10 protein-coding genes are annotated in these 12,987 nt (G+C 61.9%); 4 read left to right on the forward strand and 6 right to left on the reverse strand.

What is annotated here, in order from left to right; translation table 11 throughout:
- Position 1: 1 nt before the first annotated feature.
- On the reverse strand, positions 2 to 1,780 hold the full coding sequence (locus ACW9IN_RS03790; protein ID WP_457364612.1) for an ABC transporter transmembrane domain-containing protein: 1,779 nt from the start codon (positions 1,778 to 1,780) through the stop codon (positions 2 to 4).
- A gap of 246 nt (positions 1,781 to 2,026) precedes the next feature.
- Here ACW9IN_RS03790 and ACW9IN_RS03795 point away from each other — a divergent pair, with 246 nt between their 5' ends.
- Positions 2,027 to 2,200: a PA1571 family protein gene (locus ACW9IN_RS03795; RefSeq protein ID WP_457364613.1), complete on the forward strand. Its 174-nt coding sequence runs from the start codon at positions 2,027 to 2,029 to the stop codon at positions 2,198 to 2,200.
- Positions 2,201 to 2,411: 211 nt separating this feature from the next.
- Here ACW9IN_RS03795 and pdxB read toward each other — a convergent pair whose 3' ends face one another.
- A complete protein-coding gene (gene pdxB / locus ACW9IN_RS03800) occupies positions 2,412 to 3,557 on the reverse strand; it encodes a 4-phosphoerythronate dehydrogenase PdxB (protein ID WP_457364614.1) in 1,146 nt (381 codons plus the stop codon).
- Between the two features lie 142 nt (positions 3,558 to 3,699).
- Here pdxB and ACW9IN_RS03805 point away from each other — a divergent pair, with 142 nt between their 5' ends.
- Entirely contained in the window at positions 3,700 to 5,094 is a 1,395-nt protein-coding gene (locus ACW9IN_RS03805) for an MATE family efflux transporter (RefSeq protein ID WP_457364615.1), read from the forward strand.
- Here ACW9IN_RS03805 and tusA read toward each other — a convergent pair.
- Positions 5,091 to 5,342, reverse strand: coding sequence for a sulfurtransferase TusA (gene tusA, locus ACW9IN_RS03810; RefSeq protein ID WP_457364616.1), 252 nt, complete (start codon positions 5,340 to 5,342; stop codon positions 5,091 to 5,093). The genes ACW9IN_RS03805 and tusA overlap by 4 nt on opposite strands.
- A gap of 144 nt (positions 5,343 to 5,486) precedes the next feature.
- Positions 5,487 to 6,563, reverse strand: coding sequence for a 23S rRNA (cytidine(2498)-2'-O)-methyltransferase RlmM (rlmM, locus tag ACW9IN_RS03815; protein ID WP_457364617.1), 1,077 nt, complete (start codon positions 6,561 to 6,563; stop codon positions 5,487 to 5,489).
- A gap of 196 nt (positions 6,564 to 6,759) precedes the next feature.
- Between rlmM and acnA the strand changes: the two genes are divergently transcribed.
- A complete protein-coding gene (acnA, locus tag ACW9IN_RS03820) occupies positions 6,760 to 9,501 on the forward strand; it encodes an aconitate hydratase AcnA (protein ID WP_457364618.1) in 2,742 nt (913 codons plus the stop codon).
- Between the two features lie 121 nt (positions 9,502 to 9,622).
- On the opposite strand, the gene ACW9IN_RS03825 is transcribed toward acnA, so the two are convergent.
- Entirely contained in the window at positions 9,623 to 10,561 is a 939-nt protein-coding gene (locus ACW9IN_RS03825; protein WP_457364619.1) for an aspartyl/asparaginyl beta-hydroxylase domain-containing protein, read from the reverse strand.
- A gap of 124 nt (positions 10,562 to 10,685) precedes the next feature.
- The gene (gene cysK, locus ACW9IN_RS03830; RefSeq protein WP_457364620.1) at positions 10,686 to 11,660 is read right to left on the reverse strand and encodes a cysteine synthase A; all 975 of its coding nucleotides are present in this window, start codon (positions 11,658 to 11,660) and stop codon (positions 10,686 to 10,688) included.
- Between the two features lie 127 nt (positions 11,661 to 11,787).
- Here cysK and ACW9IN_RS03835 point away from each other — a divergent pair, with 127 nt between their 5' ends.
- The gene (locus ACW9IN_RS03835; RefSeq protein ID WP_457364621.1) at positions 11,788 to 12,864 is read left to right on the forward strand and encodes a DUF748 domain-containing protein; all 1,077 of its coding nucleotides are present in this window, start codon (positions 11,788 to 11,790) and stop codon (positions 12,862 to 12,864) included.
- Positions 12,865 to 12,987 lie beyond the last annotated feature (123 nt).

The raw sequence follows: 12,987 nt of genomic DNA on the forward strand, positions 1-12,987 counted from the left end.
TTCATGTAGTGAGCGGTGAGCTATCACTGAACTGCAACGCCGCCAACCGCGCATACAGCGGGTTGCTCGCGATCAACTGTTGATGCGTGCCCACCGCCACCAGTTTGCCCTGATCCATCACTGCAATCCGGTCGGCATGCTTGACCGTCGCCAGCCGGTGCGCGATCACCAGCGTGGTACGGCCTTGCATCAACTGCGGCAGGGCTTGCTGGATCAGGTGCTCGCTCTGGGCATCGAGGGCGCTGGTGGCTTCGTCGAGCAACAAGATCGGCGCATCCACCAACAACGCACGGGCGATGGCCAGGCGCTGGCGCTGACCACCGGAGAGGCCCATGCCACCGTCACCGAGGTGGGTCTGGTAGCCGTCGGGCATTTGCAGGATGAAATCGTGGGCGTGGGCAATACGCGCGGCGGCTTCGACCTGCTCCGGGGTGGCGGACGGGTTGCCGTAGCGGATGTTTTCTTCAACGCTGCCGAAAAACAGCGCCGGGTTCTGGGACACCAGGGCGAAGTGGCGACGCAGGTCCAAAGGGTCGAGCTCGGTGAGCGGCTGGCCTTCGAGCAGGATGCGGCCTTGCTGGGGATCGTAGAAACGCAACAACAGGTCAAAAATCGTCGACTTGCCTGCACCGGAAGGGCCGACGAGCGCCAAGGTTTCACCGGGGTTGATCGTCAGGTTCAAGCCATCGATGGCGTAGCTGTCTGGCCGTGAAGGGTAGGAAAAGCGCAGGTCATGCAGGTCCATGCGGCCACTGACCCGTTCCGGCAGCCGTACGGTACCGCTGGCTGGCGCCTGGATTTCATTGCTCGACTGCAACAATTCGCCGATGCGTTCGGCAGCCCCGGCGGCGCGCTGCAGTTCGCCGAGCACTTCGCTCAGGGTACCGACCGCGCTGCCGACGATCAGGCTGTAGAACACGAAGGCCGCCAGTTCGCCGCCGGAAATGCGCCCACTGATAACGTCCATGCCGCCCACCCACAACATCACGCCAACGGCGCCGAGCACCAGCATGATCACCAGGGTGATCAACCAGGCACGCTGGGCGATGCGCTTGCGTGCGGTGGTAAAAGCCTCTTCCACGGTCACGGCGAAACGCTGTTCGTCCTGCACCTGGTGGTTGTAGGCCTGCACCGTCTTGATCTGGCCAAGGGTCTCAGAAACGTAACTGCCCACATCGGCAATGCGGTCCTGACTCAGGCGCGACAGGCTGCGCACCCGCCGACCGAAAATCAGGATCGGCGCCAGCACCAGTGGCAGCGCCACCACCACGATGCTGGTGAGCTTGGGGTTGGTGACAAACAGCAGCACGATACCGCCGAGCACCATCAGTGCATTACGCAGGAACAGCGACAGCGACGAGCCGATCACCGATTGCAGCAACGTGGTATCGGTGGTCAGCCGCGACTGGATCTCCGAGCTGCGGTTGTTCTCGTAGAAACCGGGATGCAGGTAGATCAGGTGATTGAAGACCTGCCGACGGATATCGGCCACCACACGTTCACCGATCCACGACACCAGATAGAAACGCGCGAAAGTACCCACTGCCAGGCCCAGCACCAGGACCATGAACAGACCGATGGACTGGTTGAGCAGGTGCGGCGACTGGGTCATGAACCCCTGGTCCACCAGCAGGCGGATGCCCTGCCCCATGGATAAAGTGATACCGGCCGTGATCACCAGCGCCAGCAAGGCCCCCAGTGCCTGCCAGCGATAGGGAGCAATGAAGCGGCTGGCCAAACGAATGGCGCGGCGTTGACGGGTCGAGAACATGGAGGGCATCACCTGATGAAGAAGGACAGGAACCTGCACTCCAACATTGGGTGAACTTTGGCAAATAACAATGAGTCAGGTTAATTATGCCCGCCGATACTGACCCCTAGAGGCGATCGGTCTAACGCCCGGCTGGAAATCCACGGGGGTTTCTGATGGACTGGACGTTCGACCCATTGCCCCGGCAAGGCGCTGTCACAGCCCGGTCACGCGGGGGTTCTACAGTCGCTACACAACCTGATGAGGAGACAGGCCATGACCTTGCAAAACAGCAGCGATGCCAAAATTGAAGTGATCCGCCAGCCGCAGCAATTGCCGTGTTCCGTGATCGACGCCCAAGGCCGCGAAGTGCAGATTACCGAAGAGATGATCCAGCAAGCCTGCCGCGAACTGGAACAGCGACTGGTCAAACCGGCCACGCAAGGCTGAAGCGCGCACATTCCTGCAAGCCCGGCCCGAACAGCTGAAAGGGCGACCCCATTCCTGTGGTGAGCGGGCTTTTTTGTGGTGAGCAGGCTTGTCCTGCGCCGGGGCGCGAAGCGGCCCTGAAACCAGCCAGTGTGTTTCTGTCTGCAAAGACGCGGTGTTCAGCCCGGCGCGGGACAAGCCCGCTCACCACAGAGATCGTGCTACGCCTGGATCAGCACAACTGGGCGCCGAGGGCGGAGACAATCGCCGAGAGCACCGTGGACTCGCCATTAATAATGCGCACCTTCAAGCCATCAACTTCACGACGCTCAGGGTAGCGCTTGCGCAGCAGGTCAAATGCCTTGCGTTGTTCTTCCACCGTTCCTACCAGACTACGGCGGAAATCCGCATCGTCCCGGCGCGGGTCGTACACGCTGCGGCACAGGGTCGCCAATGCCCAGGCCGGGTCGGTGGAGGCATTCAAGTGCACCTCGGCCAGCCATGGCGACGGCAACAGGTCGCTCAACTCAATGCTCGGTTCAAGGCCCAGGTGCGCGCAGAACGCCTGATAGATCTGCGCTGTGCCGCGCTGCTTGCCGTCCAGGCTGTAGCCGGCGATATGGGGCGTGGCCAATACGCACAGGTCGGCCAGGTCGACGTCCACCTGCGGTTCGCCCTCCCACACATCCAATACCGCTTGCAGGTCTTCGCGCACCAGCAGGACCTCGCGCAGGGCGGCGTTATCCACCACCGGGCCACGGCTGGCATTGATCAGCCAGGTGCCGGGCTTGAGTTGCTCCAGGCGCCGGCGGTCGAGCAAGTGCCAGGTGGCGCCATTACCGGACTGAGTCAGCGGCGTGTGCAGGCTGATCACATCGCATTGCTCAATGATCTGCTCCAGGCTGACGTAATCACCGTCTTCCGCGATCTGGCGGGGCGGATCACACACCAGCACCTTCCAGCCCAGACCTTTCAGCACCTTGACCAGTCGCCCACCGACTTCACCGGCACCCACCACGCCATAGGTGCGCTGATTGAGGTCGGCGCCTTCGATTTCAGCCAGGGTCAGCAGGCTGCCCAGCACGTAATCCACCACCCCTCGCGCATTGCAACCCGGCGCGCTGGACCACTGGATACCGGCCTGCGCGAAATAATCCAGGTCCAGATGATCGGTGCCAATGGTACAGGTACCAACGAAACGCACCTTCGTGCCCTCCAGCAGGGCGCGGTTAACATTAGTCACCGAGCGCACCAGCAGCACGTCGGCCTGTTCGACCGTCGCGCGGTCGATGGAGCGTCCCGGCACGCGGCGAATGTCGCCGAACCCTTCGAAGAAGGCATCGAGCAGCGGAATATTTTCGTCGGCAACAATCAACATGGCAGGCTCCTTTGGCGGACCCGCAGTGTACAGCGATCAAGGCCGCCGCTTACAAATCCCTAACACTGGTTTTTTCCTGACCGATACGTCAAGGCGTAGAATCCGCCGTCCTTGCATTTCCCTTTTTGACTGGACACCGTACGTGAACACTGCCACCGCCCCCCTCACCCGCCCCGCCCGCGTCCGCCGGGAAGTGCGCGGCCTGCTGGCGCTTGCGCTGCCCATCATGATCGGCCAACTGGCAACCACCGCCATGAGCTTCGTCGACGCGGTGATGGCCGGACGGGTCAGCCCCCAGGACCTGGCGGCAGTGGGCCTGGGCAACTCGATCTGGATCCCGGTGTACCTGCTGATGACCGGCACCCTGCTGGCCACCACGCCGAAGGTCGCCCAACGTTATGGCGCCGGCCAGTTCAGCGAGATCGGGCCGCTGGTGCGTCAGTCGCTGTGGCTGGCGGTGGTGGTCGGTATGACCGGCGCGCTGTTACTGCTCTGTGCCGAGCCAATCCTGCAGGCGATGAAGGTCGAGGCCGACCTGATCGAACCGTCCATGGGCTACCTGCACGGCATCGCTGCCGGTATGCCGGCGATTGCGCTGTACTACGTGCTGCGCTGTTTCAGCGACGGGCTGGGTCGCACACGCCCCAGCATGGTGATGGGCCTGTTCGGCTTGGCATTGAACATTCCGCTGAACTACATCTTCATCTACGGTCATCTGGGCGTGCCGGCCATGGGCGGCGTGGGCTGCGGCTGGGCCACGGCCATTGCGATGTGGGCGATGATGCTCGGCCTCGCCGGCTGGACGCGTTTCGGGTCGGCGTACCAGAGCAGTGAGCTGTTCAATCGGTTCGACTGGCCGCAATGGGCAGTGATCAAACGGGTGCTGAGCATCGGCCTGCCAATCGGAGTCGCGATCTTTGCCGAGTCGAGCATCTTCGCGGTGATCGCCCTGCTGATCGGCAGCCTGGGCGCCACTGTTGTTTCGGGCCATCAGATCGCGCTGAACGTCAGCTCGCTGGTGTTCATGATCCCCTACTCCCTGAGCATGGCCGTCACCGTGCGCGTCGGCCAGGCCCTGGGGCGTGGCGAGCCGCGTGAAGCACGCTTCGCGGCGGGAGTCGGCATGGGCACAGCGCTGACTTATGCCTGCCTGTCCTGCAGTCTGATGCTGCTGTTTCGCGAGCCGATCGCGAGCATTTACACCCCGGACCCGGTGGTGATTCATTTGGCCTCGACACTGATCGTGTTTTCGGCGCTGTTTCAGTTCAGCGATTCGATCCAGGTCACGGCAGCGGGCGCATTGCGTGGCTATCAGGACACCCGTGTGACCATGGTGCTGACGTTGTTCGCCTACTGGGGCGTGGGGCTGCCGGTGGGCTATGCGTTGGGTCTCACCCACTGGTTGGGCGAGCCGAGCGGCCCCAGCGGCTTGTGGCAAGGGCTGATCGTCGGCCTGAGCTGTGCGGCGGGCATGTTGCTGGTGCGCCTGGCGCGCAGCGCACGCCGGCGCATTCGTGCCGCCAAGGCACAGGGTTAAGCGGACTTCTTGCGGATCCAGTACAGGTACGTACCGGCCTGCTCCTGCTGATCCACCAGCTCGTGGTCAAGGAACACGCAGAACTTGGGGATATCGCGGCGCGTGGACGGGTCGGTCGCGATCACCTTGAGCAAGCCGCCGGGCGGCAGGTCGCGGATGTGCTGGTGCAACATCATCACCGGTTCCGGGCAGTTGAGGCCGGTGGCATCCAAGATGCCATCAACGGGTAAATCCTGAGTCTGACTCATTTCTCACTCCTGAAACTGGCCTGGCTCTCCTGTGGGAGCGGGCTTGCCCGCGATGACCGGGGCACATTCAACATAGATATCGACAGTTATAACGCTATCGCAGGCAAGCCAGCTCCCACATTTTGAGCTGTGCTCGGCCTCGGATCAGCGATTCTTGGGTTTCTTTGCAGTTTCCAGACGGCGCAAATGGCAGGTCACTTCCTCTCGGTCGTGGTACAGCTGCTTGCAGCCGATGTCCACACGAATCCCCCGCGCCTTGAAACCTTCTTCGATGCGCTCCAACAGGCGCTTCACCTCGGCGTAACGTTGCTTCATCGGCAGTTTGAGGTTTACCACGGCCTCGCGACAATGCCCCTCGCCGATCCAGGTTTCCAGCAGTGCGGCATTGCGCGCGGGCTTCTCGACGATATCGCAGACCATCCAGTCCACCGGCTGCTTGGGCACGAAGGTGAAGCCGTCGGCCATCAAGTGTTGCACCAGGCCGGTATCCATCAGGCTTTCAGCCATGGGGCCATTGTCGATGGCTGTGACCAGCATGCCACGGTTGACCAACTGCCAGGTCCAGCCACCGGGAGCGGCGCCCAGGTCGACGCCGGTCATGTCGCTGTGCAGGCGCTCGTCCCACTGGTCGCGCGGGATAAAGTGGTGCCAGGCCTCTTCCAGCTTCAGGGTCGAACGGCTCGGCGCTTCGCGGGGGAACTTGAGCCGCGGAATGCCCATGGGCCACATCGCCGAATTGTCCGATTCGGCCAGGCCCATGAACACCTCACGTCCGCTCTTGAACGTCAGCAACAGCCGCGGCTTGCCGGGATCGTCCACCAGCTTGCCGGCGTTGAGCAGGGCTTTGCGCAGGTGCACTTCGAATTTCTTGCAGAAGTTGGAGAGTTCCTTGCCGTCGTTGGTGTCGACCATCTCCAGCCACAGGCTGCCGCACACCGGAAAGCCTTGCAGGTGGGCGAGGATCACGCTGATACGGTCGGTTTCCGGCAGGTCGATGAACACCCCGCGCGCCCACTGCCGGGGGAAGATCAGCTCGGCGAACCGCTGGCCGCGCATCAGGCGCTCGGCGCCGCCTTCCTCGGTGCAGACGAATTCGGCACAGGCGCTGCCGGCCTTGGCCTTGGCGTAGCCGGACACGTTCAGGCGCGCGGCATGCTCCGCGATCTCGGAACAGACTTCGCCTTCAAACCCGGGGCGGCAGTGCATAAAGAGGGTGTTCATTCAATCTCCTGGTGACTCGACCGGCCTTGCGCTATCGCAATGTCTGTCATGAAAACGCGCGCATGATAGCCGAGTTCGGAACCTTGGACTCAGCGATAGAGTCCAGTTATTAGCCTGCTAATGAAAACAGGGCTAGTTTTAAAGCTCTGTTCGTCCCGTCGGGTCCGTAGCCGTGCGGACCATAAGGAGTCGTGTCATGTCATCGCTTGATAGCCTGAGAACCCTTAAAACACTGGAAATAGACAACAAGACCTACCACTACTTCAGCCTGCCCGAGGCCGCCAGGAGCCTGGGTGACCTGGATAAACTCCCGATGTCGCTCAAAGTGCTGCTGGAAAACCTGTTGCGCTGGGAAGACGACAAGACTGTCACCGGCGCCGACCTCAAGGCCATCGCTGCCTGGCTCAAGGAGCGCAGGTCCGACCGCGAGATCCAGTACCGCCCCGCCCGCGTATTGATGCAGGATTTTACCGGCGTCCCCGCCGTGGTCGACCTGGCCGCCATGCGCGCCGCCGTGGCCAAGGCCGGTGGCGACCCGCAGCGTATCAACCCGCTGTCACCGGTGGACCTGGTGATCGACCACTCAGTGATGGTCGACAAGTTCGGCACCACCAGCGCCTTCGAGCAGAACGTCGATATCGAGATGCAGCGCAACGGCGAACGCTACGCCTTCCTGCGCTGGGGCCAGAGCGCCTTCGATAACTTCAGCGTGGTACCGCCGGGCACCGGCATCTGCCACCAGGTCAACCTCGAATACCTGGGCCGCACCGTATGGACCAAGGACGAAGACGGCCGCACCTACGCCTTTCCCGACACCCTGGTGGGCACCGATTCCCACACCACCATGATCAACGGCCTCGGCGTGCTCGGTTGGGGCGTGGGCGGGATCGAAGCGGAAGCGGCGATGCTCGGCCAACCGGTGTCGATGCTGATTCCGGAAGTGATCGGCTTCAAACTCACCGGCAAATTGAAAGAAGGCATTACCGCCACCGACCTGGTGCTGACCGTCACCCAGATGCTGCGCAAGAAAGGCGTGGTGGGCAAATTCGTCGAATTCTACGGCGACGGCCTGGCCGACCTGCCCCTGGCAGACCGCGCGACCATTGCCAATATGGCCCCGGAGTATGGCGCTACATGCGGCTTTTTCCCGGTGGATGAGGTAACGCTGGACTACCTGCGCCTGTCCGGCCGCCCTGCCGAAACCGTCAAGCTGGTGGAGGCCTACACCAAGGCCCAGGGTTTGTGGCGCAAGGCTGGCCAGGAACCGGTGTTCACCGACAGCCTGGCACTGGACATGGGCAGCGTCGAAGCCAGCCTCGCCGGGCCGAAACGCCCGCAGGACCGCGTGGCACTGCCAAACGTGGGCCAAGCGTTCAGCGACTTTCTCGACCTGCAATTCAAACCCGCCAGCAAGGAAGAAGGCCGCCTGGAAAGCGAAGGCGGTGGCGGTGTCGCGGTGGGCAATGCCGATCTAGTCGGTGAGGTCGACTACGAGGATGATGGCCACACCTATCGCCTGAAGAACGGCGCCGTGGTAATCGCTGCAATCACCTCTTGCACCAACACCTCCAACCCCAGCGTGATGATGGCCGCCGGCCTGGTGGCGAAAAAAGCCGTGGAAAAAGGCCTCACGCGCAAACCCTGGGTCAAAAGCTCCCTGGCGCCCGGCTCCAAAGTGGTCACCGACTACTACAAGGCCGCGGGCCTCACTCAATACCTGGACAAGCTCGGTTTCGACCTCGTCGGTTACGGGTGCACCACCTGTATCGGCAACTCCGGCCCCTTGCCCGAGCCGATCGAAAAAGCCATCCAGAAAGCCGACCTCACCGTCGCTTCGGTGCTCTCCGGCAACCGCAACTTCGAAGGCCGTGTGCACCCGCTGGTAAAAACCAACTGGCTGGCCTCGCCACCGCTGGTGGTGGCCTACGCACTGGCCGGGACCGTGCGCATCGACATCAGCAGCGAGCCGCTGGGTGAAGACCAGGACGGCAAGCCGGTGTACCTCAAGGACATCTGGCCGAGCAGCAAAGAGATCGCCGATGCGGTGGCGCAGGTCAGCACGGGCATGTTCCACAAGGAATACGCCGAGGTGTTTGCCGGCGACGAGCAGTGGCAAGCCATTGAAGTGCCGCAGGCCGCGACTTACGTGTGGCAGAACGACTCCACCTATATCCAGCACCCGCCGTTCTTCGACGACATTGCCGGCCCTTTGCCGGTGATCAAGGACGTGAAAGGTGCCAATGTGCTGGCACTGCTGGGTGATTCGGTGACCACCGACCATATTTCCCCCGCCGGCAACATCAAGGCCGACAGCCCCGCCGGCCGCTACCTGCGTGAACAGGGCGTGGAACCGCGCGATTTCAACTCCTACGGCTCACGCCGGGGCAACCATGAAGTGATGATGCGCGGCACCTTTGCCAATATCCGTATCCGCAACGAAATGCTGGGCGGCGAGGAAGGCGGCAATACGCTGTACATCCCCACCGGTGAAAAGATGGCGATCTACGATGCGTCGATGAAATACCAAGCCTCGGGCGTGCCGCTGGTGGTGGTTGCCGGCCAGGAATATGGCACCGGCTCCAGCCGTGACTGGGCGGCCAAGGGCACCAACCTGCTGGGCGTCAAGGCGGTGATCGCCGAAAGCTTCGAGCGTATCCACCGCTCCAACCTGGTGGGCATGGGCGTGTTGCCGTTGCAGTTCAAGCTGGATCAGAACCGCAAGACGCTCAAACTCAGCGGCAAGGAGAAGATCGATATTGTTGGGCTGACAGACGTTGAGATCGTGCCGCGCATGAACCTGACGCTGGTGATTACCCGGGAGGATGGCAGCACGGAGAAAGTCGAGGTGCTGTGCCGGATCGACACGCTCAATGAGGTGGAATACTTCAAATCGGGCGGCATTTTGCACTATGTGCTGCGCCAACTGATCGCGTCTTAAGCAACGCAGCAAAGCAAATGTGGGAGCGGGCTTGCCCGCGATGGCGGTGGGTCAGCCGAGAAAATGTTGGCTGGCATACCGCTATCGCAGGCAAGCCAGCTCCCACATTCTGAATTGTGTTTTAGCCGAACAACCACTTCCACAGCAGCACCAGCACCAGCACCGCCAACACCGGCCGCGCGACGCGGTACGCCTTGGGATGCTTGCGCTTCCACTGCTTGACCACGCCACTGAACTTGTCGCTGAAGGTCTTGCTCCAGGCATAGGCCTGGTTGATGCCGCCCACCCGTTCATCGTCCAGGTTCTGCGGCGCCGTGGCGCGGCCCAACTGCTTGCTGACCCAGCGATTGACGCGGGTCATCAGGCCGTTGCTCAACGGCCGTTCAATGTCACAGAACAGAATCACGCGGGTCTGTTCGGTTTCGTTCTTCACCCAGTGCACGTAGGTTTCGTCGAACATCACGTCTTCACCGTCACGCCAGGCATAGACCTGACCGTCGACGAAAATCCGGCAATCGTCGGAGTTCGGCGTGGACAGGCCCAAGTGGTAGCGCAGCGAACCGGCAAATGGATCGCGGTGCGGATTCAGGTGGCTGCCGCCGGGCAACAGCGCGAACATCGCGCCCTTGACGTTGGGGATGCTGCTCACCAACGCCACGGTTTTCGGGCACAAGGCCTCGGCCGACGGCAGCGGTTTGTCGTACCACTTGAGGTAGAAACGCTTCCAGCCCTTCTTGAAGAACGAACCGAAACCGGCGTCGTTGTTCTTCTCGGCAGCGCGGATGTAACCCTCGTCGAACAGGTGCATGGCCTCTTCGCGGATCACTTCCCAGTTGTCCTTGAGCACGTCCAGCTCGGGGAACTTGCTGCGGTCCAGGTAGGGTTTGGACGGCACCGCCGAGAACAGGTACATCAAGGCGTTATACGGGGCGAACAGCGCCGAATGGTTGACGAACTGGCGCAACACCGGCAAACGCGCCTTTCCGCGCAGGTGCACATACAGCGTGCTGCCGATAAACAACGCCAGCACTGACAGTTTGGCGGCCAAAGAAAAGGTCATGCAGCAACTCCTGAAAATAAGCGCCTGGCCAACAGCAGACGTAGCAGCCGGCCATGATAAACACTTGGGCCAGTATGCAGAAGGCCCAGGCTGTCCGGCTGACCTGCATCAACCCTCTCGAGCATCAGGCCTGGTTTTCCTGCTCGGTAAACAAATCGCTGAACAGCATGCTCGACAAGTAGCGCTCACCGGAGTCCGGCAGCACGACCACAATGGTCTTGCCCTGCATTTCCGGCTTCTGCGCCAGGCGCACCGCCACGGCCATCGCGGCGCCGCAGGAAATACCGCACAGAATCCCTTCCTCCTGCATCAGGCGCAGGGCCATGGCCTTGGATTCGTCGTCGGTCACCAGCTCAACGCGGTCGACCACCGACAGGTCGAGGTTCTTTGGCACGAAACCGGCGCCGATACCCTGGATCTTGTGCGGGCTGGGCTTGATCTCGTCCCCGGCCAGGGCCTGGGTGATCACCGGCGAGGCAACCGGCTCGACGGCCACCGACAGGATCGGCTTGCCGGCAATATGCTTGATATACCGCGACACCCCCGTGATCGTGCCCCCAGTGCCCACCCCGGCCACCAGCACATCCACCGCGCCATCGGTGTCATTCCAGATTTCCGGACCGGTGGTTTTCTCGTGGATCGCCGGGTTGGCCGGGTTCTCGAACTGGCCCGGCATGAAGTACCGGGCCGGGTCGCTGGCGACGATTTCGCCGGCCTTTTCGATGGCACCTTTCATGCCTTTGGCCGGCTCGGTCAGTACCAGCTCGGCGCCGAGGGCCTTGAGCACCTTGCGCCGCTCGATGCTCATGGACGCCGGCATGGTCAGCAGCAACTTGTAGCCACGGGCAGCGGCGACGAACGCCAGGCCGATACCGGTATTGCCGGAGGTGGGTTCGACAATCGTCATGCCCGGCTTGAGCTTGCCGCTGCTTTCGGCGTCCCAGACCATGTTCGCGCCAATGCGGCACTTCACCGAATAGCCCGGGTTGCGCCCTTCGATCTTGGCCAGGATGGTCACGCCACGGGGTGCGATGCGGTTGATCTGCACCAGCGGCGTGTTGCCGATGGAGTGCGCGTTGTCTGCATAGATGCGGCTCATGACGGGTCCTAGGGTGGCGGTATTCAGGAAGGCCCCAAGGTTATGCCTCAGGCTGCAACGCGTCCAGTCAGAGGAACGTTGCGCGACTCGCAGCGGTCCATCGCCTAACGGTATGGAGAGCTTTGTCATGAAACGTCGCTACAGCTGGCCGCTTCTAACGGTCGCCGGGCTGGTGGTGGTGCTGGTCGTCCTGGACCTCGCCCTGCCCTACCTGGTGCGTAACTACTTGAATGACAAACTGGCCGACATGGGCGACTACCGTGGCCAGATCAGCGACGTGGACCTGGCCCTGTGGCGCGGAGCGTACAAGATCAACGGGCTGCAGATCGTCAAGGTCGACGGCAAGGTGCCGGTCCCTTTCGTCAAGGCGCCGTTGATCGACCTGGCGGTGAGCTGGCAGTCATTGATCAATGACCATGCGGTGGTGGCCCAGGTGCGTTTCATCAACCCTGAAGTGAACTTCGTCGACGGCGGGGCCAACAAACAGGCGTCCCAGACCGGTAAGGGCACCGACTGGCGCGCCCAGCTGGGCAAACTGCTGCCGATCACCCTCGACGAGGTGCGCATCGAAGACGGCAAGATCGCCTTCCACAATTTCAGCTCCAAACCGCAGGTGAACATCAACACCACAAAGGTCAACGCGAGCTTCTACAACCTGACCAACGTGGTCGATGTCAAAGGCAAGCGTGACGCGCGCTTCGAGGGCAAGGCCCTGCTGCAAGGCCAGGCGCCCCTGGAAGCCACCGCCACCTTCGATCCGTTGAGCAATTTCGAAAACTTCGAATTCCGCTTCCGCGCCAAGGACTTGCAGTTGCAGCGCATGAACGACTTCGCCTCGGCCTACGGCAAATTCGACTTCAAGGCCGGCACCGGCGATGTGGTGATCGAAGCCCAGGCGGAAAAGGGCCAGTTGACTGGTTATATCAAGCCTTTGCTGCGCGACGTGGAAGTGTTCGACTGGCAGCAGGACGTGGAAAACAAAGACAAGAACATCTTCCGCTCGATCTGGGAGGCTGTGGTTGGCGCCAGCGAGAACGTGCTGAAGAACCAGCGCAAGAACCAGTTCGCCACCCGCGTGGAACTGAGCGGCAGCGTGCATCAGCAAGATGTCAGCGCGTTCTCTGCGTTTTTGGCGATTTTGCGCAACGGATTCATCCAGGCGTTCAATGCCCGCTATGAACAGCCCAAGCCGAGCACAGACTAAATGTAGGAGCTGGCTGGCCTGCGAAAGCGGTGGATCAGCCAGCCCTTGCATCGACTGACACGCCGCCTTCGCAGGCAAGCCAGCTCCCACAGTTGGATGTGTGTCAGGTTTCATAAAACAGTG

Source organism: Pseudomonas sp. SDO5271_S396, from assembly GCF_054071795.1.